Raw genomic sequence first — 22,966 nt, forward strand, 5'->3', positions numbered from 1 at the left:
TAGAATCAGGTTTAAATATAGTAATTTAAGTTATATTTCTCCAATAGCCATTTACACACTTGTTTGATTTTCCTAACAAATCCAAATCTGTTTACAGCTTCATGTTATAACATTTAATAATTAAAATGTTCTGGTATAATGCCGATACATGTTCAACGTGATTTTAGAAGTGAAACGCACTAAGGGCGCGTTTGAGTAGTAATCGATATTACAAGTTTTAAGCTACAATATTTTTTAATAATTTTGATTGAAATCAATATTTCTTTGAATTACGTACACATAAGTTATAAGCTGTGACCTTCACTAACCTGAAATGCACTACTTGTAACCTGCAACTTTATAAACAATGAAACACAAAGTAGAAATGGACTGGCAAGGCAATTTTGCCTATAAAGCCAATATGGATGGACACGAATTGATAACCGATGCCAGCAAACAAGTTGGGGGTGATGGCACTGGTGTTAGTCCTAAAAAGTTAATGTTAACAGCACTCGCTGGCTGCACCGGTATCGATATCGTAATGATCCTAAAAAAGATGCGTGTTGAAGTTCGTGATATCAAAGTTTCGGTTGAAGGTGAATTGAGCGAGGAACAGCCAAGTTATTATAAAAACATGCACATTATTTATGAATTCTTTGGTAAAGATTTTCCTCATGCTAAGATTGAACGAGCTGTAAAACTATCGGAAGAAGAATATTGTGGAGTTAGTGCTCTGTACAAAAAAGTAATTCCTGTTACTTCGGAGATTATTTACCACGAAGAATAAATTGGATAGAGACCCACGGCCGTGCGTCTGTATATTGCAAAAAATAAAAAATGCCTCCCTTTATGGAAGGCATTTATATTTTAAATCTATTGTGATTTTCTTAGAATCCTGCTGCAGTAAATTGCTCAAGGAAACGGATATCGTTCTCGAAGAACAAGCGAAGATCTTTAATACCATATTTCAACATGGTAATACGCTCAATTCCCATACCCAAGGCAAAACCTGAGTACTTCTTGCTATCAATACCGTTTAATTCCAATACATTTGGATCAACCATACCGCAACCTAAAATTTCAAGCCATCCGGTTCCCTTACATACATTACATCCTTTTCCGCCACAAAGCGAACAAGTAACATCTACCTCTGCTGATGGCTCAGTAAATGGGAAGTATGAAGGACGCAATCTGATTTCAGTTTTCTCACCAAAGAACTCTTTTGCAAAATAAGTAAGCGTTTGCTTCAAATCAGCAAAAGAAACTTTCTCATCTACATATAAAGCCTCAATTTGGTGGAAAATACAGTGTGCACGAGCCGAAATTGCTTCGTTACGGAATACTCTACCAGGAGTTAAACAACGAATTGGCAATTCCATTTCCTGTAAATCATGAACCTGTACCGATGATGTGTGAGTTCTTAGAATTACATCTGGATTTTTTTCGATAAAGAAAGTATCCTGCATATCGCGTGCCGGATGCTCATCAGGAAAGTTCAATGCCGAGAAGTTGTGCCAATCATCTTCAATCTCCGGACCTTCAGAAATGGTAAATCCTAAACGAGCGAAAATTTCTGTAATCTCATTTCTTACCAACGAAAGTGGGTGGCGAGAACCTAATTTTACAGGATCGCCAGACAAAGTCAAATCCAAACCAGACTTGCCAAATTCAGCACCGGTAAAACTTTCCTTTAAGGCATTTACTTTATCCATAGCCACTGTTTTAAGCTCATTTAAAGCTTGTCCCACAGCTTTTTTCTCCTCGTTTGGAACAGTTTTAAAATCGGCAAACAACGAAGCAATGCTACCTTTTTTACTAAGGTGTTTAATTCTGAACTGTTCTACCTCTTCCAGTGTTGTAGCTGAAAATCCATTCAACTCATCAAGCAGGTTTTTTATTTTGTCAAGCATGATATAACTTCTTTATTTATTGCAACAGTCGGCAAAGTTACAAAAACTTTTTTCTCATTGGCTAAAAGCAAATGGCTAAATACCAAAAGCCTTTAATACTTTAAGATTTTTACTTTCATCTTAACATCAGTATAAGGTCGATCATTGGAATCTGTTTTTAGCTTTACAATTTTATCTAAAACCTCTAATCCACTAATTACCTCTCCAAAAACTGTATAATTATTGTCTAAATGTGGTACTCCTCCTACTGTAGTATATGCTTTTCTTTGCTCAGGAGTAAATTCCAATTTTTCAGATGATGCAGTGTAATCAAACTCAATTGATTCTTTTATTTTTTTTGCAATTTCACGAAACTCCGCCACCTTTTTGGCCTTTTTCAAAGAATCCAGAATTTGTCTTTTCTTTGGAGTTAAATATCTCTTTACGATTCTTTTTCGTAAAGGCACATTAACCTCTTTCTCCATGGCATCCAATTCTTCATTAGTAAATACCCTACCATGTGCAATATAAAACTGCGATACATCTGATTCTTTAAAAATATTCACCTTATCGGGCTGACGCGGAGAAGCAAGAGCTCCCTTTTTATGGAAAAACATTTTATTAAACTCCGATTGTATGGTTCTATTTGCATCCCCATATCCAATAGCTTTACCAGCTGGTGCATTTCTCGAATCTTGCGATCCTCCCTGGGCAACAAATCCTTTGATTACGCGGTAAAAAAGAGTGCCATCGAAATGATCGTTCTCCACCAATTGTAAAAAATTTTGTCTGTGTTTGGGTGTTTCCTTGTAAAGCATCACCTTCATATTACCCAAATTGGTCTCAATCAGGATTATTGAATTGGTTCCTTGGGCAAAAGTATTCTTCGCAGAAAATTGAAATAAAAATAAAATCAGAAGTATAACTAATTTTCTCATTGTTACTCTTTTTAAAAAACTGAACTAAGATAGATATCATTAAAATTCATCACAAAAAAAGCTCCGAAATAATTTCCGGAGCTCGCTATTCTTTTTAATCAATTACTGAACAATCTTTATTTTCATTGTTACATCCTCCAATGGCCGATCAAATTCATCTCTTTTTACTTTGGCAATACTATCAATAAACTCAATACCTTCAATTACTTCACCAAATACTGTGTAATTGCCATCTAGGTGAGGAATCCCTCCTACTGTTGTGTAAGCATCAATCTGATCCTGCGTAAACTTAACTTGCTGAGTCGCAAAAACAGAGTCAACTTCAACTTGAATCTGATCTATCAATTCTGAAACCTTATCCATATCACCTTCCGATTGAAATTTCATAATCTCAGTAGCCTTATTTTTTTGAGCCTTTTCAAAAATTTGATTTTTTACTCTATCATTCAATTTCATTAACAAGGTATCCAATCCTCCCTGAGTATATACTTTACCTTGAGCCAAATAAAATTGTGAACCAGATGATTTCTTTTGTGGATTAACTGCATCACCTTCTCTTGCCGCAGCAATAACCCCTCTTTTGTGAAATAAAGTAGGATTGAACTCAGCATCTATCTGATATCCCGGACCACCTTCTCCCAGTCTAACACCAGGTTTAGCTGCTTTAGAGTCAGGGTCTCCTCCTTGTATCATAAAACCATCAATCACTCTGTGAAATAAAGTTCCATCAAAATAATTTGCATGAGCCAATTTTACGAAATTATCGCGATGCAAAGGTGTTTCGTCATATAGCTTAATTTTGATATCACCATATTCAGTTTCAATTTCAACAATTCTGTTTTTCTTTCCTAATTCCAATTTTTGTTGACAAGATACCATTGCAAGTATAAAGGTCAGGTAAAGTAGTTTCTTCATTTTAATGTGTATAGGTTTGTTATTTAATCATTCAAATATCCATTGTCTTTAAAGTATTCCACAATCGATGATTTTAACAATTGAGTTTCTTTGTCCTTTGAAAAGCGCGGAACCATTTTGTTCTTTACAAATATAGGCCAATTGTCTTCATCATATCCATCAATAGAATAGTAATTCCATTTCATAAGTAGTGTACATGTTGCTAAATCGATGTGATCCCACTTTTCCTCTTTTGAATAACTTTCCTGAAAGCCTAAACCTCGCTCTTGTATACCAATTAAAAGTAAAGTTCCATTTAAATCGGCATCAACATTAAATTCTTCAGAAATTTTATATAACAAACTATTCCAGTCTCTCTCTAAATTATTATCCATAGTATCAAATTTTTACGAATGCTAAATTTAAAGCTTTCCTCGAATATTAGGGTCATTCAGAAATATTTTTTTCATTTTTTTGAAAATTATTCTTGCAGATAAAAATATTCCACCTTATATTTGCATCGCTTTTAAGGGCAAGGGCGATTAGCTCAGTTGGTTCAGAGCACTTGGTTTACACCCAAGGGGTCATAGGTTCGAATCCTATATCGCCCACAAAAAAGCAAAATTTCCCAATAACAGGGGCGATTAGCTCAGTTGGTTCAGAGCACTTGGTTTACACCCAAGGGGTCATAAGTTCGAATCTTATATCGCCCACAAAAATCGGTTTTCATTTGAAAGCCGATTTTTTTGTTTATACCCTTTCTCGATTGAACATTTATTTTTAGTAGAATAAATTGCTTATACAATCCTTAGAAATCCAGAATATTAAAATCTATAACTTAAATTTGTATAAAATTTAAAGTATAATTGCTCAACTAGGCTACAGTATAATGAGGCATTCACTTCCTTTTTTAGTACGCTTACACCACTTTTTTATAATTTCATCATAAAAAAATAGGCTTTAGCAGTAACCAAATTTGAATATAAGTAGTATATTGCTTTGGTTTATGATAACAAATAAAAAAAAGACGAAAAAAAAATAGTTTTTTTGTTTTTTATTTATCTAATTTTCAATTACTTACATGTAAGATTGATATTTTTTTAATTTTTTTTCACTTTTTGAGGGTTACCTTTTTGCCATAAAAGGAATAAAGGGGTAGAAAATATGGATTACACTACTGAAGCGATACTTGAGGGAATAAGTATGAGCAATAATGATGTATTAAATTACATCTACAAAAAGTTCTTTCCAAGTATTCGCAATTTTATCGAGAACAATAATGGGAACGAGGAGGACGCACGCGATCTTTTTCAAGAAGCTATTATTGTAATCTATCGTAAAATGAAAAAAGAACCGTTGGTTCTTAGTTGTAACTTTAAAACATACATCTATTCCATTTGCAGACTTTTGTGGTTAAAGCAACTTGAAAAGAAAAAGAACAGCAATGAAATCAATTCGGAAGGAGTTCTGGATAATCGATTAGACGAAGCTTCTGAGACTTATGACCAAACTGAGAGGTATCGACTGTATCAGAAACACTTCCAAAAACTTGGCCCGGATTGTAGAAAAGTTCTTCAACTTGCTTTAGACAAAATCTCACTTAAAGAAATTGCCGATATCATGGGCTATAAGAGTGAGAAGTACGCAAAGAAAAGGAAATATCAGTGTAAACAAACTCTGATAGAGAGTATTAAAAGTGATAATGAATTTAAAGAAGTATATGATGAGTGATATGAATTTTGACCGTATTGAGGATTTCCTGGATGGTGGTTTATCTGACGACCAACTAAAGGAATTTGAGAAGGACCTTCTTGATGATACAGACTTACAGATGGAACTGGATTTACATCAAGAGGTTGACGAGGCTATAATGGAAAATGACATTATGGATCTTAGAAGCAAGCTGGAGGCAATAGAAATACCTCCTAAAGAACAAGAGAAGCGCAAATTTAAGTATCTAACCAAATGGAATATTGTTGCAGCTTCATTAGCATTATTTATTGGTTTAGGTAGTTTAATGTTCCTTGTAAACAACAAGAGCTCCTATTCGAATGAGAAAGTTTACAGCAATTACTACAAGCCGTATGCGATCGTAAATAATTCTCGTTCGGCTGATGCTAATATCGATAATATGCTTGTAACAGCATTAAAGAGTTACGAATCCAGGGATTATTATACAGCTTTAACCCTTTTTAAGAAAATATTAGACAAGGATAGTACAAATATTACGAGTAACTTTTATTCAGGTATTTCTAATTTAGAAATTAATGAATATCATAAAGCAAACAAGAATTTTACAAGAGTAATAAAGCACAAAAACAACTTGTTTATAGAACAATCTGAATGGTATTTAGGATTTTGTTACTTGATGACAAACGAAAGAGATAAAGCCATTAAACAGTTTAATACAATTGCAAAAGGAAATAGCTTCTATAAAGCAAAAGCACAAGAAATTCTTAATAAATTGGAATAGATTACACTCATTCATTAACACATATATAAAGTCGTTCAACTAAATTGAACGGCTTTGCTTTTTTCTAAAATCTAACATATACTTAATATAGGAGAATAGTGCATTATCTATTACTAAAAATATTAAATCATATCTAGTCAACGGTGTTTCTTAAATTCTAACGTTTAATATTAAAGGAATTTATTCTTGGCTCTATTAGAATTTTTAGCTCATTGGTTTTATGATATTATCATATCTTTCATTTACAAATAGATATCATAAACATAAAATGTAAATTCAAATTATCAGATATTTACCATTGAAGAAATAGCTATATTTGCCTTATAATGCGATAGTTATTAAAAATACAAACTTATCTGAAACCGAAAAAGTAAAAAAGCCTAAAACAATATCTTAGGCTTTCGGATCATCTCTATTTAATACTTAAACAACTCTTCTCCTAACTCTTCTTATTCTAAATACGATAAGAGCAATTAATGCAAAACCACCAAAACCGATATAAACCATATTATTTTTGAGATCGAAATCATATAATGGCTCAACATCTCCCATAGTTACATAGCCTGACCAGAAATAAGGATGGGACTTGAGTGGATCGGCAGTTTCTAAATATTTTAATTTAGCTTGACGAAGAGCTTCATCCTTCTCGAATCCTTGCGAAAGATAACCATAAAAATTAGTCATTAAATTAGATCCGGTTTGGTCTTCAACTGTCCATAAGGTCATAATAATACTAGGACAGCCAGCATAAAAGAACCCTCTAGCTAAACTCATCACACCCTCACCCTTTAAAAGTTTTCCATCTCCTGTGTTACAAGCACTAAGAACTACCATTCTAGCATTAAAATTCATGTTATAAATTTCATGCGTATTCAATAATCCGTCCTGAACTGTATCACTTGTTTGAGTAAATACCAGTTTCGAATACATTGGATTCTCATCATCTATAATTGTATGCATAGCCAGATGCAAAACTTCATAGTCACTGGCATGATCCTTAAAGTTTTGTTCAGTTGCAAATTCATCCAAATATAAGTCCCCTTCCATTACATTAGAAATATTATTAACTTCTTCTTTTGTATATGGCAAAGGATACAATTTATCTCTGTATGCTCTTTCTGTGTATAGAATAGAATCATCAATACCCTTATAGGATGGAGCAAAGGCCAATACAGATTTACTTGTTGTGAAACTAAATCCTGCTGGTTCAATTGAGAATCCAATTGTAGCAGAGTTTTGGTAAGTTATTGTATTTGATTTTATTAAATAATCTAAATCTCGATAATTCATACGTTCGGGATTTGCTTTTTGCATTATCAAGACTCCGAAAGGAACATAAGCCATCTTACCATCTGGAACTATAATTAATTTCTTATTTTGAATTAGCTCACTATGCGGAGCAACAAAAGTTTGGTATAAATAAAATGCTGATTTAGTATAACGTTGATAATATTCTGAACTGTTTTCTGCAAAATCATTTGTCTTCAAGGAGCTTCTAACTTCCTCTATATGATGATCTAAACTATCTGAATTGATTTTTTGTTTTTCTATTTCAAATGAATCTGAAGTAATAATGAAAGTGAAAAGAGAAGAATCTGAAATTGAATACTCTATTAGTAATTCATCCGAAGATAGTCTTTTCTGAAGTTGAGATATTTCAATTGTATTATTTCTATACTTAAGATCATAATACTTAGGGTAATCTTCTTCGAAACGAAGTACCATTTGGTTATAACTTTCATTCAATGAGAACAATTCTCCCTGCCATTCCGAAATCTTTTTTCGATCTGTTTGTATCTTTTTTCGTTCTTCGTAAATTTTTTCACGATAGCTTGCAATATCTTTTCTTAATTGTTGTTCCTCCTCCTGCAATTCAAGCGGAATTCCTCCAACATTTTTGGCATTCACATCATTTAAAGAAGACATCAAACTAGCTGCTTTCGATCGCTCTGCATATTTAAAAGCTCTTTCCTTATAACCAGCATCTTTGGTAAGATTATACAATTCCACAGCAATCTCAATGGCAGCCGTATAAGTATCTTTTTCGTTCTGTGATAAAGCAAACTTACTTTGCTCATCCTGGTAACCAATTCTAATTTTATCAATAATATTTAGGCATAAGTCATATGTATCTAAGCTAAAATCCAGATCACTAATTTTCTCATTTTCCTCAAACAAATTATAAAATCCCTTTGCCTTACCTTTTAAAATACTAAGTATTGATATTTGCGGTTCAATTTCATTTAAATCAGGATTAGCATAAATTGTACTATCCGAAAAGTTATCCAATTCAGAAATAATAGCTTTTTGATAATACTTTAAAGAAGTAATATTTTGCTTTTGTTCCCCATAAAATTCACCCATATTCATTAAACAGTTGGCAACATCAGGATGTTTAGGACCAAAATTACTTTGATAAATACCATAAGCCAATTCTAAATATTTCAGTACATTCTGATGATTCTTTATTTCATTTTGGAAGATTCCATAATTTAAATAGAGATGTCCTAAATGGTAATGATTTGAACCACCAATTGATTTTATATTATTTATACTCTGTTGATAATACGAATCCGCAAAACCATATTCTTTTAAATTCCTATAACAATTAGCGATTCCATTAAGAGTGGTTGAAATATTTTTATCATTCGCTTCCTTTTTTTCTAATAAAGACTTTTTTAAAAAATCTAATGCTATTTTATATTCATTCCTTTTATAATGGATATTTCCAAGATTATTATTGATTTGTGAAAGATATCTTGAATCACTATTATCAATTAAAGACAATGCTTTCTCATAATAAGTCTGAGCCTTAAATAAATCTAATAGTTCATTATAAATATTACCTGTATTTACATATATAGGAACCAATTTTGCCGATTCTATCCCGTAATTATTAAGTGTAAAATCCTCCGCAAGTTTAAAATATTTGAGCGCATCTGTTATTTTCCCCAACCTTTTCTTAATCACACCAAAATTTACAAAAGTTCGATAAATCATATTCTGATCAGTAACGCCACCACTTTCAATTGTTTGTATCGCATTTTCGAAAGATTGTACAGCATATTGGAATTCACGAGTCTGATAAAACTCTAATGCTCTATTCACCTGATTAACAAGAATTGAATCAGGAGATAAATTTTCAGTTTTCTGATCTTCAGAAAAAATAGATGTAAGTGCTAAATTCTTGTTTTCGCCTGCCAGCAAAACAAGTAAAAGAGAGAAAAGCAGAATTTTTTTTAGGTTTTTTTTCACGCTCAAGTAGTTTTTCTTAATCTTCTTAGAAACAATGCTTTATATACGCATCCTTTCCTAAAAGGATTTAAATATATACAGTTTTTTTCACTTTTTTTTAAAAAAACTTTCAATCTCAGGGTTACCTTTTTCTAAAAACCGGAATAAAGGGGTGTAATTGTTTCCTAAAAAACTAAAAAAAGAACCCGTAGCAATGAAAAATTTTGAAGTATTAAACACTGAAGATTTAAAAAACATTAAAGGTGGATACCAAGACAGAATGATCAATGACGATATCCTGGTATAATCAACCTCGACCCTAAGTAATCCAAATTTTCCAAAAAGTATTTTCCTAGTTATTAACGACCAAATTAAATAGCAATGAAAAATTTCGAAGTATTAAACACTGAAGATTTAAAAAACATTAAAGGTGGTTATCAAGACAGAATGATTAATGACGATATTCTGGTATAATCAGCCTCGACCCATAGTAATCCAAATTTTCCAAAAAAGTATTTTCCTAGTTATTAACGACCAAATTAAATAGCAATGAAAAATTTTGAAGTATTAAACACTGAAGATCTTAAAAACGTTAAAGGTGGTTATCAAGACAGAATGATCAATGACGATATCCTGGTATAATCAACCTCGACCCTAAATAATCCAAATTTTCCAAAAAAGTATTTTCCTAGTTATTAACGACCAAATTAAATAGCAATGAAAAATTTCGAAGCATTAAACACTGAAGATTTAAATAACATTAAAGGTGGTTATCAAGACAGAATGATTAATGACGATATCTTGGTATAATCAACCTCGACCCATAGTAATCCAAATTTTCCAGAAAGTATTTTCCTAGTTATTAACGACCAAATTAAATAGCAATGAAAAATTTTGAAGTATTAAACACTGAAGATCTTAAAAACATTAAAGGTGGTTATCAAGACAGAATGATCAATGACGATATCTTGGTATAAAAAAAATTTGAATAAGTAGATAGTATTATTTATATTTACTAATCTCTTATCCTATTCACTATGAACACCTTTGAAGAATTAACAACTCAAGAGTTAGACAATACACTTGGTGGTTACCAAGACAGATCAATAAATGACGATATTTTAGTCTAACAAATTCCCATACCATATTTTTATAATTACATCATTTAAAAGATGTACTTGGTTGAACCTTGTAGTGTAGGCTATAATCAAGAGATGTAAAGAAATTAAAGACTAATTCATTTAAATGGAGAAACGTCCTACATATAAAGAATTGCAACGACAATTAGCAGAAGCTCGCGCTCAGCTCGAAAAGACCGAGAAGCTGAAAGATGCATTTCTAGCCAATATGTCGCATGAAATTCGAACGCCCATGAATGCGATTGTAGGAGCTTCAGAACTTCTTCGTGATGATTCTTTATCGAAAGAGGATCGAAATGAGTTTACAAAAATACTGTCATCGAGCAGTAAAGAATTACTGGATCTATTCAATAGAATCCTAGAACTATCGCAATTAGAGAGCGGTGCATTAGAATACAACGAATCAGAAATTGAAGTACATGATTTACTGGTTACATTGTATTCAGCCTACGGGCAAAAAATTAACATGAGCGGTAAAAATTTGGTTTTAAACTATACCGAAGATTTACGTGATAATAAAATATTCACTGATCAGAAAAAACTAACCAAAGTACTATCTTATCTCCTTGATAATGCATTGAAATTTACAAATTCAGGAGAAATTGATTTTGGCTGTGCAATTCAGGACAGACACAATATTCTTTTCTATGTAAAAGATACTGGACCAGGAATAAGTGATCAGGAGCAAGCAAAAATATTTAAGAAATTTACCCAAGTTGATAATTCATATACCAGAGAACATTCAGGTGCCGGTTTAGGATTAAGTATCAGCAAAGAATTGGTTGAATTTCTTGGAGGCAAGTTATATATAGATTCAAATTTGGGAGATGGTTCTATTTTCTACTTTACCATTCCATTTAAATTCTCAGAATCAAATCTTGTACTCAAAGAAAAAATTGAAGCTATATTAAAACAAAATATTAACGAAATATATTCTTCGTCTAATACTCGAAAGAATATTGCTATTTAGGAAAATTACTAGGGATGTTAAAAGGAGCTTGCTGGTCACAAGCTCCTTTTTCTATTTTGTTTTAAGAGATATTTCTTTATAGTTGATTATAACATCGAGTACAACCGAAAAAATCATCATGTTATACTTTTGATCATAATCTGTGAAAATAAGTATACATGCTACAAGCATTAAAAGAATTCCTAATACTTTTAAGAGTTCAGAAAATTTTAATTGATTTAGTTTTTCAGTGTTCAAACTAAATATTCTGTAAACTATATTTAACACCACACCCGAAGCCAAAATGGCTACTCCATATGATTCAGCTTGTAAAATAAAAAGTGCACCTACAATAATTAACACCGTTGCAAGTGTATAAAGAATTGATAAAATTCGTTTCATTTTAAAATATTTCTAGAAAAGTAATTCCGGATCACTAAAATTGTTTTTTCCAAGATGCGAATAAGCTAAAGGAGTAACTTCTCTTCCTCGCGGAGTACGTTTAATGAATCCTTCTTTAATTAAAAATGGCTCATAAACCTCCTCAATCGTACCACTATCCTCGCCTACTGCAGTTGCAATGGTTGAAATTCCAACTGGTCCTCCACTAAATTTATCAATAAGCGTATTTAAAATTCTGTTGTCCATCTCGTCCAAACCATGCTTATCAATATTTAAAGCTTCAAGTGAAAATTTGGTAATTTCTATATCAATGGATCCGTTTCCTTTTACTTGAGCAAAATCTCTTACTCTTCGCAAAAGAGCATTTACAATACGTGGTGTTCCTCTGCTTCTTGACGCAATTTCTCCAGCTGCTTCATGAGTAATTTCAACATCAAGAATACTTGCACTACGCTCTACTATTTTAGATAATATAGGCAGGTCGTAATATTCAAGATGACAATTTATACCAAATCGAGCTCTTAAAGGTGAAGTTAATAATCCGGAACGAGTTGTTGCTCCAATTAAAGTAAAAGGATTTAATTCCAATTGAATTGATCTTGCCGCAGGACCTTTATCAATCATGATATCAATTTTAAAATCCTCCATTGCAGAGTATAAATACTCCTCTACAATAGGACTTAATCTATGAATTTCATCGATAAAAAGAACATCATTTGGTTCCAAATTGGTTAACAAACCTGCAAGATCACCAGGTTTATCGAGAACCGGTCCTGAAGTAACTTTTAATCCAACTCCTAATTCGTTGGCAAGAATATTTGATAAAGTAGTTTTTCCAAGTCCGGGAGGTCCATGAAGCAAAACATGATCTAATGCTTCCTCACGCATTTTTGCAGCAGCAACAAATACATTTAGATTCTCAACAATCTTCTTTTGTCCACGAAAATCTGAAAACTGAAGTGGTCTTAGTTTATTATCTAATTCTTTTTCTTTATCCGAAAAGTTATGACTTCTTATGTCCAGGTTATCATCCATGCGACAAAAATAATCTGAAAATCTTTAATTCGAGTAGAAAACCTCACTCAAATGTAAACAATGCTTGTTAGAAACTTTTTTAAATAACTGGAATAGTACTTACAATCCTAGATTTGTTAAAACCTTAAATAAATGGTCTACATCGAACGGTTTTGATAAGTGGGCATCCATACCATTCTCTAAACATTTTTCTTCGTTAGCGACCATTATATCGGCTGTGAGGGCAATAATTGGAATATGCTCTTGCCCATTTTCAATTTCTCTTATGATTTTAGTAGCTTCTAATCCGTCCATTTCAGGCATCATTACATCCATTAGAATAAAATCATAATTCCTCTCTTTATACATATCGACAGCTTCCAAACCATTATTAGCAACATCGATTAAATAACCATATCGCTTTAAAGTAAATTTAACTACCGTTTGATTCAATTTGTTGTCTTCAACAAGAAGTATCGAATATTTTTTAGTTTCCCAACTCATTCTCTTCAGTGTGGATTTTCTATAGATTGCAAGATAACAAAATCATTGAAATAATTAAGTAAACATACCAAACAAATCACAGTTGAATTTTAATCTATATTTAATCCCTTTTTGCAATTATCAACACTCATATTATTAATATTAATTTTTTAAAAATTTCTAAAAAATAAGATGATTATTATATCCTGTTAATAATGTTGGTAAGAGAGTACGAATTTTATTGTTTTTCTGTATGAAAATAGTCTAATAACAGGATATCAACACTTATTGTTAACATAGAGAGATTGAATTATAGAGGGATACATACTTTATTAACTTCCTGTTAATAACTCTGATTTTTGATAATTTAGTTTCTTGCGGATATTAACAGAGTGTTGAAAACTGGTTGAAAGCTTTGATAACACTGGTAAAAAATAAAATTGGTATCTGGGAAATATTTTTCTATACAATTTCAATTTTGTTAGTTCCAAAAAATACTTTGGAATTTTTAATAAGGAAAAATCAACAGTATGTTAACTGAATGTGAACAAATCTGTTCATAAGTGAAAAGGTTCTAGCTAAACTGTTTTATTTCAGATTGATGTGTTTCAACAATTCATTTGATAAGCAGTTTTAGACAAAATGCCTGATTTTAGGCTTGGAAAATTGGTCATTTTAAAAACAACTCATATAATTTACTTAGTTTTGTACTCCACAAATTAACTTGAACAAAAACCACATAAAGGCAACACTGTCTTTAATAATTTTAATAAGATGAAAAAACTAAAAATTGCATTGGCTGCTGATCATGCAGGATTTCAGTTTAAAAATGATTTGGCTGAAATTTTGAAAGCAGAAGGATATGAAGTAAAAGATTTCGGTACTAATTCTGAGGAAAGTATGGATTATCCTGACACAGCTCATCCATTAGCTGCAGCAGTTGAAGCAGGAGAGTTTGATTTTGGCTTTACTCTATGTGGAAGTGGAAATGGTATTACCATGACAGCTAACAAACACCAAAAAGTTCGTGCAGCTTTGTGTTGGACTGCGGAAATTGCTGGTTTAGCAAGATCGCATAATGATGCAAATGTATGTGGTATTCCTGCCAGATTTATTTCTTTTGAAGAAGTAAAAGAAATTGCAAAAATCTTTTTAAATACTGAATTTGAAGGTGGCAGACACCAGAAGCGAATTGATAAGATTCCTTTGTAAAATGGGGCTTTTATAATAAAAAGAATCATAATAAATAAGGAATTAAAGAATTAAAGATGCTTAATTAGTTGTAATTATTGTTATCTTTGACCTGATTGTTAGATAAATGTGGAGTAAAAATAAAAATTAAAGATGTTATCGAATACTTGTAAATATGCAATTCGCTCAGTAATTTATTTGTCGATAAATGCAAAAGAAGGCAAAAAAATAGGAATAAAGAAGATATCAGAAGAGCTGGAAATTCCAACACCATTTTTGGGTAAAATTTTGCAAAGTCTTGCAAGACAAAAGTTACTTACATCAACTAAAGGACCTCATGGAGGATTTGGAATGGGAAAAGATCCAAGTGAGATCACCCTGATGAATATTGTTGAAATAGTGGATGGATTGGATATGTTTGAAAATTGTTTAATTGGAATTCGTCCATGTAAGTCTGATGATAAAGCACAAGCTGCTTGCCCTGTTCATAATCAGTTTGGACATATTAGAAAACAGATTTACGATCTGTTTAAAGGAAAAACAATAGGTCAGTTAATTACAGAAATGGAAAATGCGAATGAGTATATTACTCTATAAGATTTTCTTTAGAAAAGATATTTCACTAAAGGGCTTGCGATTCAATAGCAAGTCCTTTTGTTTTTTTATCCATGGATAAAGTAAAATTGCAACAATTCCTCCCAAAATATCTGCTGCTAAATCAATATAATCACCACTACGATTTGTAAAATAATTTTGCTGTAAATATTCTATTGCACCACCATAAGCAGCAACTAAAAATACTGTTATCAGAATTATTTGAGATTTTTTCAACTTGGTTTGAAAACTTAACTCAGCCATTAAAAAAATTCCCATAATAAAGAACATTCCAAAGTGAACAAGCTTGTCGAAATGTGGAATGTGAATGGCAGATGTTTTCGGTAAATCGTTGCCTGGAATAGAGCACAAAATAAATATAATTATTGCCCAAATAATATTTCGCCAGAACAATTTTCTCTTCATAAATTTATGTATATCGATAATAGTTGCTCAAAGTTAGCAAGCTATTTTAAGTTATCAAGTTCATAGTATAAATATGTTTGAATCAATATGCTATTGACCAATTTACCAGAATTTCGTAATTTGAATATTATTTGAAATTTTGTTAAACTGAATTCTACCTGTGATGACTATGAAGGCTATTGAAATGATGGAGATGTTGTATTCTGAAAATATTAACACATGGTTCGATTTAGGATTATTTATAGATCGATTTAAGGAAAACAAACCCATTCCCGTAGTTGAGTTTAACCAGAGTTTTGAAAGTTTTAAATCCAATTTTAATAAAAAAGGTATTGCTTTTTCTACTTTCTATTATTCTATTGATGGTGTTAGTATTGAGGTAGAAAAATATGCAAAAACATTCCGATACAATTTTGGCGATGATATTGCTATACATTATATAGCCGGTAAATTTTATACAGAGGCTTCTAAGATTATGGATCCAAGAACTAAAACCTTTACCATTGAAGAAATGCAAGGGTTTGATGATTGGACGCTGTACAAAGATTTCTATTTCACTAAATTGGAACGTGGAAGCAAGGAATACAATGCTTTGATTGTAAAATTTTGGGAACAAACCCTTACCATTTGTGAAAAGCTAAGTTCATATATCGAGGATAACAATATTGGCTTGTTATACTTAATTAATTTGTGTTCAAATCCGGGAAATGTAGCCGCTGCTTTGGCTACAGTTTTGGTTTCAGAATACATGGGTATTCCTGTAATCAATAACAATCACGATTTTTATTGGGAAGGAGGTAATTCAGAAATTACCAAAGAAGTGAAAGGACTGAAAAAAGGTCCGCGTGATTTCTTCTTCCTAAATTCACATCTTGGTGAATTTTTTTCACAATTGGAGGTGTTATATCCTTGGGAATCTCGTTCGTGGATGAATGTAAATATTAACAAAAAGCAAAGTGAATACCTGATACATTATAAAGGACACAATCCTGCAAATGTTGCTGAAATTGGAACGGCTGTTGATACTAATGAATACAACAATATTGATAAGAGAAGAAGAATAGAATCTCTTTTCCAGATGGAGAAGATGCTAAGCCGATATCACAAAAAAGCATTGATTAGTTATTCGGTAAAAGATGTGTTGGAATATAAATTGGTGGACAAGAAAAATCCCGAACCCATTTACATTGGATACAAGACTAAGGCGATGCACAAATTCTTGTCTGAGAATATCATTTTTCTGCAACCAACTAGGGTGATTTCAAGAAAAAGGATTGAATTGGGATTTGATCTTGTTGGTAAAATGTTGGAAGTTGAGAGTTTAAAAGAGAAAGTCAGAGAATCGGAAGATTTAAAAATTACCATATTAATTACCGGACCAATTCCTTTAGGGCAATATCCCTATTTTCAAAAATTGTTAACACGATTTCAAGAGCTTTTAGAGAGTATTGATCCAGAATTTAGGAAGAGAGTATACTTGGGATTTTTGTTTAGTGAGATGGACAAAAAAAGGTTTAGAAATCACTTTGAAAAACCTATTGGTATTCCTGAATTGTATAGCATTTCTTCTTTAATATTATTGCCATCAAAAACGGAGGGCAGAGGCTTACCTATTATTGAATCAGCAGCTGCTGGTGTGCCTATTTTTTGCAGAAGATACCAACCAGAAAATGTTTATGCAGAAGTTATAGGTGAACATCTGCCTGAGAAGGAAAGATTAAAAGTTATTGAGTTTACAGGCAGGAGAATAAACGATTCACATGTGAATGAAACCATCGAAAAGGTCTTCTTTCCTCACATTCATCACCGAAGTGTGAGTCATAATAAAAAAGTGATAGACAAACGTTACAGCATTAATTCTTTAAACTTGTGCATAGAAGAAATCGTTAAGAAACTCTTTTTACAATTGCAATCAAATCAGAAAAGCTTAAACGAAGTTGGGGAATTATACAAGTATTACAAGTCTAAAGTAAAGTTTACAAATAATGATGTAAAAGCTTTATTGAATACTGAGAATAGACATTATTTGCCAGGCTATGGACGATTGGGTTTTATGCTTTATTTAAAATCATTAATTGATCCAAGTTCATTTAGAATGGAAGAGCAAGAAATTAGGGGAGGTACCTTTTATTTTGCAAAGCGACAGATTGAAGACCATTCGGATTCAGATAATTTAAGTATGGAAGAGATTCATAATTTTTACAACTCAATTGATAATCTTTTTGCTGTTCGTAATGGAGAGATTTCAATAAGACATGACCATTCTTTTACCTATCGACATAGAAATAAAAACTATTATCTGTTTCATGATTTTACACATCAGGAATTATCAGGTATGGTAAATCTTCTTAAATCGAAACATTTGCTTCCAGGTATTGGCAGAAAAGTGAGTGGTGCATCAAGGTTTTTTATAGATAAAAATTTGGCTCTTTCTCAATTAACTTCTTCCTCGATGATTTCTATTGATGATAGAAGTTTCCTTTTCAAAAAGATGAAACAGAATATTCCGCTGGCATATTTTCCAGGTAAATATGTGAAATATGAGCTTGAATATTTTGTTCTGAATTCTATAAAAAGTCGATTGGGAATGGATATGCATGATCCGATTACGGAGGAAATTTTAAAGGATAAAAACATTGAGAAGGTATATGTATTTGCTCCGGAAGAAGCATTAACCAATTGGACAACGGCAAGCAACATTCGTGAATTTGTTGAGTGTGGTTCCGATCAGGAATTGAAACTTTTGTATGATAAGAAAATTCTGCAAGTTGTTTCGATTGATTCTCTAACTGTTGGAATTCATATTCCGCAAATGGGAGAGAAGGCTTTATCGATTTTACGAAAAGTAATGGATAAGAATGGTTATTTAATATCGAACAGAAGAAATGCCGCTTTTATGACAGACATATTGAATCTGGATAGATTTCATATTGGAAAAGTAACAACCGAATTGGCAGCAAATATTATGGGAATTCCTAACCATACTGGATACATTCAATTTGTTCCTGCAGGAGTTCGTTCAACTTTGGCTTACCCAACTCCCATACAAACAGCTAAGGATTTTTCAGATTTACTGAATTCAGATTTATTTAAAGAATTAAGCGAAAAGATAGGCGAACAAGAATTGCTGCAATTGATAAAGCAAGATGCCCAAACAAAGGGATCTCCATTAAAATTGGTATTGGCGAACATTTCAAAAACCGACAATCAAAAAAAGGAAGTTGAATATTCAAATGTTACAGGAATTTATGATGATGGATATCCATGGAATGGAATTTTGGCCAAGGCAAATGTGCAAGATGATAATGACAACTGGGAATTTACAGCAGTTAGTTCGTTGCAGACAAAAACGGTAACAAGTTTTGTAACAGAGTTTGAAGAAAAGAGCAAATGTCAAGCTAAAATCGCATGGAATGGTGGTTATATTTTAAATCCGGAGTTGGTTGGTAAATTGGGTTTACCAGAATCTTATATTGGTTCTCCTTTAGGTTTGCTGATCTCAAATGGAAAGTGTTTAAGTACGCCTCTTTTCAACAAGCCAGCATTGTTAATTTATCAATCGGGTAAGCTTGATATTGAAAGAGTAAATTGTAAAAGTGGTATTCGAATAAAAACAAATGATTTTGAATTAAAATTTGATGCTAAAAATTACAATCATTTTGAAGCTGGAAAATGTTCTTATTTCGATTTGATGTACGAAGAAGAAATGATTCCAGCGAAGGATTGTATTGTATATCGATTGGCTGGAAATACAGTAAAAGAAATTATTTATGATATTGACGAAGTAAAACAAATTCCTGTAGGATTAACTTTATGCATTCCATTATCGGTAATGAAATCAGCAATTTCAAATGTTGGCGATGAACTTGAAATTATTGTGAATGGTTTAGAAGATGTTCTACATGCAGTTGAAGCAGGTCCGATGTTGCTAAATAAAGGAAAGCAATGTATCGATATGCAAGTAGAAGGGTGGAAGAAGCAAAATTCGATAAAAACACAGGCCGCCCGATTGGATTTTACAGATATGAGAGGTCCAAAAATTGCAGTAGGAATAGATGAAGCCGGAAATTTATACGTTCTAACCATTAATGGTAGAATTCGTGAATCCGTTGGTGCTACTCATATTGATATGGCTAACATTCTGGAAAAGTACGGTATTCAAAAGGCAATGGGATTCGATCCAGGTGGAAGTTCAACATTGGTTGTAAATGGAGAAACTTTAAATATATCGCCTTACAATTCGAATTACGAACGAAATATTTTCTCTTTACCACCTGAACCACGCGCGGTTTCGAATGCTGTGATCGGTTATAAAAAAGAATAATTTTAATGTAAAGACGGAATTAATGTAGTCTCTACAATGCAAATAAAATAAAAAGCTCTGCAAACATGCAGAGCTTTTTATTTTATATGATATCATATATTAGATCTAATATTTCTTTAAACTACCAAGGAATGAAATATCGCTGGTTACTTTAGGATCTCCTTTGTATTTTACTGAACCAATTCCCGAGATACTTACTCTTAATTCCTCCAATACATGAACTTTTCCGCTACCCACGCCGCTAATATCAATGGTTCCTTTTAGTGCTTTCATATTAATTGCATTCACACTTCCTGCACCAGAAATGTCAATGTCAATTTCTTCTGACTTACCAGCAAGTTTTATGGTTGATGCACCACTATTGTCGATACTTAAACTGTTTGCAGTTAATTCTAAATCGGCAGATGATGCGCCATTAATTTCAATTTCCAATTCATCAAATCTTAAAACTTGATCGGATTTTAGGGAAATTGCACCGTTCGCTTTTATTTCACTTAAATGTTTAAAACCAATATAAAGTTTTAACTCTGTCGATTTGTAAATGCTCTTTTCAGTAGTAATGTACAAAACATCACCTTTCATTTTACTGGTAATCACATCCAATAAATTTTCGTCGGCAACAACTTTTAAGCTGTAATCATCGTCTTGCGATAAGTAAATTGTAAAAGCTCCATTCACCTTAATGGTTTCAAAATTGCCAACTTCTCTTTGTTCAGATTTTACATTGCCATTTCCTCTAATACCATCAGCAAAAGTTGGTAAGGCAGTGGCAACACTAATTAATAAAATCAAAATCGGTGAAATTATTTTTTTATATCCTTTCATAGCTCAATGGGTTTATGTTATTTGTTCTCTGTATTAAAGACGTTGGTACATTGTAAAGTGTTGCATGAAAATAAAATTTGCACCATTACAGTGTGATATAATACACAGAAACTCGTCTATATCGATTATTTGTTCTTTTTACTGCAAATGCCTTACTAATTATATATCGGCATTTAAATTTAATATTTCGCAGTTTCGCTTATAGCTTACTCTGAAATTTAAATGGTATAAATTAAAATCTGACATGGAAAATAAAAGAATTGCTTCTACCTTGCAAGAAAATTGATTTTTATATGTCAGGAATTTATTTTCATATCCCTTTTTGCAAACAGCTTTGTCACTATTGTGCTTTTCACAAAAGTATTTCGCTGCAATCTACCAATGATATGCTGGAATGCTTTAAAAAGGAGTTGGAATTAAGAAAGGATTATTTGGATAAAAAATCTGTTTCGACCATATATTTTGGTGGAGGAACTCCTTCGGTTTACAAGCCAGAACAGATTCAGGTGCTAATTGATGAGTGTTCGAAATATTGGAATATTGATACGGATGCAGAAATTACACTTGAAGCAAATCCTGATGATTTAAATAAGAAATACCTCGAACAACTACGAAATTCTTCAGTGAATCGATTAAGTGTGGGGATACAATCATTTCACGATGAAGATTTAATATTAATGAACCGACGACACACTGGTAAGGAAGCTTATGATACCATAAAAAGAGCACAGGATTATGGTTTCGATAATATCTCGGTAGATCAGATTTATGGTGTACCTGGATTGAGTATGGAAAAATGGGTGGAGAATCTTGATTTGGTTTATGATTTGGATATTCAGCACATCTCTTCCTATCATTTAATGTATGATCCGAATACGGTTTTTGCTAAAAAACTGGAGAAAGGTCAATTAATAGAAGTGGAAGAAGAGGAGAGTTTTAATCAGTTTAAATATTTAATTGACTCGGCTCGCGAAAATGGTTTTACGCATTACGAGATATCCAATTTTTGCAAAGACGGATACATATCAAAACACAATTCGAGTTATTGGAAACAGAAGCAATATCTTGGAATAGGACCTTCGGCCCACTCCTACAATTTAAAAGAAAGAGAATGGAACATTGCACACAATTATAAGTACATGAAAGCCGTTCAAGAAGGAGGAGAATTTTCTGAGAAAGAAGATTTAAATTTCTTTGATCGATTTAATGATTTAATTCTTACCTCGCTTCGAACCTATTGGGGATTGGATTTGAGTTTGGTGAAAGAGAAATTTGGAGATGATTTGTATCGACATTGTGAAAAAAAGGCAGCCAAATATATCCAATCAAAACACATCCGAAAGGAAAACAATGCTTTAATATTAAGCGATGAAGGTGTGTTTATTTCCAATGATATCATGTCTGATTTTTTCTATATAGAAAAAGATTAATGAATAAAAAATAGGGTGCTCTATGAATTAATGGAGAATTCTAAAGAAGTGCCTAAAGTACTTAGAATACTTGGAGTACTTAAAGTATTAGTGCGATAATATTTTTGTTTTTAATCAGTTTATTAAATGGAAGTTTAAATGAGTGATGGTAATGTTTATACCATACATTTTAACTTTAAGTACTTTAGGCACTTTAAGTACTATTTAGTAACTCATCCACTAAAAATCACATAGAATTTAAAATATGAAGTATTTAAAGATAGCACTGATCGTATTTTTTGCACTAATTGCAAATCAGAATGCATTTGCACAAGTTGATACGGTTCAGGTATTAAGTCCAAAGCAATTTTTAAGGATTGCCAAGTTAAACCCACAAGCTGTTGTAATTGATGTTCGATTAAAAAAAGATTTTAAAAAGGGACATATTGATGGAGCCATGTTAGCTGAAACATCAGACAAATTGTATCAGATCATTGATTCGTTGGGAGAGAGGAAGACCTATTTACTTTACTGCAAATATGGTGAGAGAAGTATTGCTGCAGGTAAAATGCTATTTGAAAAATATAAGATTAAGGTTTGTTCCCTAGAGGATGGATTGGATTATTGGAAAGAATTAAAACTGGAAATTGTGAAATAACTTTCGGATTTTCATACTAGCCCCCTGTAATCCAGAATATTGGTAAAATGAGTAGTATCCCATAAAGTGTGTAACTAAAGTTATTCTGATTTTTTCGGAGCCCAAAATTAGCTCAAGAAAAAAATCGGAAATAACTTTAGGTTGA

At 32.1% G+C, this 22,966-nt stretch carries 23 protein-coding genes and 2 tRNA genes; 15 read left to right on the plus strand and 10 right to left on the minus strand.

The window, feature by feature from the left end; genetic code table 11:
• Window positions 1-346: 346 nt before the first annotated feature.
• Window positions 347-766, plus strand: coding sequence for an OsmC family protein (locus M0051_RS11960; RefSeq protein WP_306741763.1), 420 nt, complete (start codon window positions 347-349; stop codon window positions 764-766).
• Window positions 767-866: 100 nt separating this feature from the next.
• Here M0051_RS11960 and pheS read toward each other — a convergent pair whose 3' ends face one another.
• The 4 genes from pheS to M0051_RS11980 all read right to left on the minus strand — a co-directional run bounded on the left by pheS (window position 867) and on the right by M0051_RS11980 (window position 4,095).
• Window positions 867-1,889 (minus strand): phenylalanine--tRNA ligase subunit alpha, encoded by a 1,023-nt coding sequence (pheS, locus tag M0051_RS11965; RefSeq protein WP_306741764.1) that lies wholly within the window; start codon window positions 1,887-1,889, stop codon window positions 867-869.
• Window positions 1,890-1,981: 92 nt separating this feature from the next.
• A complete protein-coding gene (locus M0051_RS11970) occupies window positions 1,982-2,806 on the minus strand; it encodes a peptidylprolyl isomerase (protein ID WP_306741765.1) in 825 nt (274 codons plus the stop codon).
• A gap of 102 nt (window positions 2,807-2,908) precedes the next feature.
• The gene (locus M0051_RS11975; RefSeq protein ID WP_306741766.1) at window positions 2,909-3,721 is read right to left on the minus strand and encodes a peptidylprolyl isomerase; all 813 of its coding nucleotides are present in this window, start codon (window positions 3,719-3,721) and stop codon (window positions 2,909-2,911) included.
• Between the two features lie 23 nt (window positions 3,722-3,744).
• Window positions 3,745-4,095, minus strand: coding sequence for a hypothetical protein (locus M0051_RS11980; protein ID WP_306741767.1), 351 nt, complete (start codon window positions 4,093-4,095; stop codon window positions 3,745-3,747).
• A 141-nt stretch (window positions 4,096-4,236) separates the two neighbouring features.
• Between M0051_RS11980 and M0051_RS11985 the strand changes: the two genes are divergently transcribed.
• The 4 genes from M0051_RS11985 to M0051_RS12000 all read left to right on the plus strand — a co-directional run bounded on the left by M0051_RS11985 (window position 4,237) and on the right by M0051_RS12000 (window position 6,173).
• Window positions 4,237-4,311 (plus strand) — tRNA-Val (locus tag M0051_RS11985).
• A 27-nt stretch (window positions 4,312-4,338) separates the two neighbouring features.
• Window positions 4,339-4,413, plus strand: a tRNA-Val gene (locus M0051_RS11990).
• A 451-nt stretch (window positions 4,414-4,864) separates the two neighbouring features.
• The gene (locus tag M0051_RS11995; protein ID WP_306741768.1) at window positions 4,865-5,431 is read left to right on the plus strand and encodes an RNA polymerase sigma factor; all 567 of its coding nucleotides are present in this window, start codon (window positions 4,865-4,867) and stop codon (window positions 5,429-5,431) included.
• The gene (locus M0051_RS12000) at window positions 5,403-6,173 is read left to right on the plus strand and encodes a hypothetical protein (protein ID WP_306741769.1); all 771 of its coding nucleotides are present in this window, start codon (window positions 5,403-5,405) and stop codon (window positions 6,171-6,173) included. Before M0051_RS11995 ends, M0051_RS12000 begins: the two co-directional genes overlap by 29 nt.
• A gap of 423 nt (window positions 6,174-6,596) precedes the next feature.
• Here M0051_RS12000 and M0051_RS12005 read toward each other — a convergent pair whose 3' ends face one another.
• The gene (locus M0051_RS12005; RefSeq protein WP_306741770.1) at window positions 6,597-9,428 is read right to left on the minus strand and encodes a CHAT domain-containing protein; all 2,832 of its coding nucleotides are present in this window, start codon (window positions 9,426-9,428) and stop codon (window positions 6,597-6,599) included.
• 360 nt (window positions 9,429-9,788) lie between these two features.
• Here M0051_RS12005 and M0051_RS19795 point away from each other — a divergent pair, with 360 nt between their 5' ends.
• From M0051_RS19795 to M0051_RS12010, 5 genes are all read left to right on the plus strand, one after another.
• Window positions 9,789-9,881 (plus strand): bacteriocin class II family protein, encoded by a 93-nt coding sequence (locus tag M0051_RS19795; RefSeq protein WP_373568317.1) that lies wholly within the window; start codon window positions 9,789-9,791, stop codon window positions 9,879-9,881.
• A 75-nt stretch (window positions 9,882-9,956) separates the two neighbouring features.
• Entirely contained in the window at window positions 9,957-10,049 is a 93-nt protein-coding gene (locus M0051_RS19800; RefSeq protein ID WP_373568318.1) for a bacteriocin class II family protein, read from the plus strand.
• Window positions 10,050-10,124: 75 nt separating this feature from the next.
• Window positions 10,125-10,217: a ComC/BlpC family leader-containing pheromone/bacteriocin gene (locus M0051_RS19805; protein WP_373568319.1), complete on the plus strand. Its 93-nt coding sequence runs from the start codon at window positions 10,125-10,127 to the stop codon at window positions 10,215-10,217.
• A gap of 74 nt (window positions 10,218-10,291) precedes the next feature.
• Complete coding sequence (locus tag M0051_RS19810) at window positions 10,292-10,384, plus strand: bacteriocin class II family protein (RefSeq protein WP_373568317.1); 93 nt, start codon at window positions 10,292-10,294, stop codon at window positions 10,382-10,384.
• Between the two features lie 268 nt (window positions 10,385-10,652).
• On the plus strand, window positions 10,653-11,516 hold the full coding sequence (locus M0051_RS12010; protein ID WP_306741771.1) for a sensor histidine kinase KdpD: 864 nt from the start codon (window positions 10,653-10,655) through the stop codon (window positions 11,514-11,516).
• 51 nt (window positions 11,517-11,567) lie between these two features.
• Here M0051_RS12010 and M0051_RS12015 read toward each other — a convergent pair whose 3' ends face one another.
• From M0051_RS12015 to M0051_RS12025, 3 genes are all read right to left on the minus strand, one after another.
• Complete coding sequence (locus tag M0051_RS12015) at window positions 11,568-11,897, minus strand: hypothetical protein (protein ID WP_306741772.1); 330 nt, start codon at window positions 11,895-11,897, stop codon at window positions 11,568-11,570.
• Between the two features lie 12 nt (window positions 11,898-11,909).
• Window positions 11,910-12,932, minus strand: a complete 1,023-nt coding sequence (gene ruvB / locus M0051_RS12020; protein ID WP_306741773.1) for a Holliday junction branch migration DNA helicase RuvB — start codon at window positions 12,930-12,932, stop codon at window positions 11,910-11,912.
• Window positions 12,933-13,031: 99 nt separating this feature from the next.
• Window positions 13,032-13,415 (minus strand): response regulator, encoded by a 384-nt coding sequence (locus M0051_RS12025; RefSeq protein ID WP_306741774.1) that lies wholly within the window; start codon window positions 13,413-13,415, stop codon window positions 13,032-13,034.
• Window positions 13,416-14,168: 753 nt separating this feature from the next.
• On the opposite strand from M0051_RS12025, the gene rpiB reads away from it, so the two are divergent.
• Both rpiB and M0051_RS12035 read left to right on the plus strand, forming a co-directional pair.
• Window positions 14,169-14,606 (plus strand): ribose 5-phosphate isomerase B, encoded by a 438-nt coding sequence (gene rpiB / locus M0051_RS12030; RefSeq protein ID WP_306741775.1) that lies wholly within the window; start codon window positions 14,169-14,171, stop codon window positions 14,604-14,606.
• Between the two features lie 132 nt (window positions 14,607-14,738).
• Window positions 14,739-15,182 (plus strand): Rrf2 family transcriptional regulator, encoded by a 444-nt coding sequence (locus M0051_RS12035; protein ID WP_054721673.1) that lies wholly within the window; start codon window positions 14,739-14,741, stop codon window positions 15,180-15,182.
• On the opposite strand, the gene M0051_RS12040 is transcribed toward M0051_RS12035, so the two are convergent.
• Window positions 15,177-15,605 (minus strand): VanZ family protein, encoded by a 429-nt coding sequence (locus M0051_RS12040; RefSeq protein ID WP_306741776.1) that lies wholly within the window; start codon window positions 15,603-15,605, stop codon window positions 15,177-15,179. The two genes, M0051_RS12035 and M0051_RS12040, sit on opposite strands and share 6 nt — an antisense overlap.
• Before the next feature lie 163 nt (window positions 15,606-15,768).
• Between M0051_RS12040 and M0051_RS12045 the strand changes: the two genes are divergently transcribed.
• Window positions 15,769-19,929, plus strand: coding sequence for a phosphodiester glycosidase family protein (locus tag M0051_RS12045; RefSeq protein WP_306741777.1), 4,161 nt, complete (start codon window positions 15,769-15,771; stop codon window positions 19,927-19,929).
• Window positions 19,930-20,034: 105 nt separating this feature from the next.
• Here the strand turns inward: M0051_RS12045 and M0051_RS12050 are convergent, their stop codons facing one another.
• A complete protein-coding gene (locus tag M0051_RS12050) occupies window positions 20,035-20,754 on the minus strand; it encodes a head GIN domain-containing protein (protein ID WP_306741778.1) in 720 nt (239 codons plus the stop codon).
• 293 nt (window positions 20,755-21,047) lie between these two features.
• Here M0051_RS12050 and hemW point away from each other — a divergent pair, with 293 nt between their 5' ends.
• Together hemW and M0051_RS12060 are read left to right on the plus strand one after the other, a co-directional pair.
• A complete protein-coding gene (hemW, locus tag M0051_RS12055) occupies window positions 21,048-22,184 on the plus strand; it encodes a radical SAM family heme chaperone HemW (protein WP_306741779.1) in 1,137 nt (378 codons plus the stop codon).
• A 244-nt stretch (window positions 22,185-22,428) separates the two neighbouring features.
• Window positions 22,429-22,821 carry a rhodanese-like domain-containing protein gene (locus M0051_RS12060; RefSeq protein ID WP_306741780.1) on the plus strand — a complete coding sequence of 131 codons (393 nt, stop codon included), beginning with the start codon at window positions 22,429-22,431 and terminating at the stop codon, window positions 22,819-22,821.
• The last annotated feature ends 145 nt before the right edge of the window (window positions 22,822-22,966 follow it).

This window comes from Marinifilum sp. D714 (assembly GCF_030851345.1).
GTDB lineage: Bacteria > Bacteroidota > Bacteroidia > Bacteroidales > Marinifilaceae > Marinifilum.

Bases quoted from the DNA above. Each gene is read 5' to 3' on its own strand.
- rpiB (WP_306741775.1), top strand. From the start codon at position 14,169: ATGAAAAAACTAAAAATTGCATTGGCTGCTGATCATGCAGGATTTCAG.
- M0051_RS12045 (WP_306741777.1), top strand. From the start codon at position 15,769: ATGACTATGAAGGCTATTGAAATGATGGAGATGTTGTATTCTGAAAAT.
- M0051_RS12050 (WP_306741778.1), bottom strand. From the start codon at position 20,754: ATGAAAGGATATAAAAAAATAATTTCACCGATTTTGATTTTATTAATT.
- M0051_RS12000 (WP_306741769.1), top strand. From the start codon at position 5,403: ATGAATTTAAAGAAGTATATGATGAGTGATATGAATTTTGACCGTATT.
- M0051_RS19795 (WP_373568317.1), top strand. From the start codon at position 9,789: ATGAAAAATTTCGAAGTATTAAACACTGAAGATTTAAAAAACATTAAA.
- M0051_RS11960 (WP_306741763.1), top strand. From the start codon at position 347: ATGAAACACAAAGTAGAAATGGACTGGCAAGGCAATTTTGCCTATAAA.
- M0051_RS12040 (WP_306741776.1), bottom strand. From the start codon at position 15,605: ATGAAGAGAAAATTGTTCTGGCGAAATATTATTTGGGCAATAATTATA.
- M0051_RS12035 (WP_054721673.1), top strand. From the start codon at position 14,739: ATGTTATCGAATACTTGTAAATATGCAATTCGCTCAGTAATTTATTTG.
- M0051_RS19805 (WP_373568319.1), top strand. From the start codon at position 10,125: ATGAAAAATTTCGAAGCATTAAACACTGAAGATTTAAATAACATTAAA.
- M0051_RS12010 (WP_306741771.1), top strand. From the start codon at position 10,653: ATGGAGAAACGTCCTACATATAAAGAATTGCAACGACAATTAGCAGAA.
- hemW (WP_306741779.1), top strand. From the start codon at position 21,048: ATGTCAGGAATTTATTTTCATATCCCTTTTTGCAAACAGCTTTGTCAC.
- M0051_RS19810 (WP_373568317.1), top strand. From the start codon at position 10,292: ATGAAAAATTTTGAAGTATTAAACACTGAAGATCTTAAAAACATTAAA.
- M0051_RS11980 (WP_306741767.1), bottom strand. From the start codon at position 4,095: ATGGATAATAATTTAGAGAGAGACTGGAATAGTTTGTTATATAAAATT.
- ruvB (WP_306741773.1), bottom strand. From the start codon at position 12,932: ATGGATGATAACCTGGACATAAGAAGTCATAACTTTTCGGATAAAGAA.
- M0051_RS12025 (WP_306741774.1), bottom strand. From the start codon at position 13,415: ATGAGTTGGGAAACTAAAAAATATTCGATACTTCTTGTTGAAGACAAC.
- pheS (WP_306741764.1), bottom strand. From the start codon at position 1,889: ATGCTTGACAAAATAAAAAACCTGCTTGATGAGTTGAATGGATTTTCA.
- M0051_RS12015 (WP_306741772.1), bottom strand. From the start codon at position 11,897: ATGAAACGAATTTTATCAATTCTTTATACACTTGCAACGGTGTTAATT.
- M0051_RS11975 (WP_306741766.1), bottom strand. From the start codon at position 3,721: ATGAAGAAACTACTTTACCTGACCTTTATACTTGCAATGGTATCTTGT.
- M0051_RS11995 (WP_306741768.1), top strand. From the start codon at position 4,865: ATGGATTACACTACTGAAGCGATACTTGAGGGAATAAGTATGAGCAAT.
- M0051_RS11970 (WP_306741765.1), bottom strand. From the start codon at position 2,806: ATGAGAAAATTAGTTATACTTCTGATTTTATTTTTATTTCAATTTTCT.
- M0051_RS19800 (WP_373568318.1), top strand. From the start codon at position 9,957: ATGAAAAATTTTGAAGTATTAAACACTGAAGATCTTAAAAACGTTAAA.
- M0051_RS12060 (WP_306741780.1), top strand. From the start codon at position 22,429: ATGAAGTATTTAAAGATAGCACTGATCGTATTTTTTGCACTAATTGCA.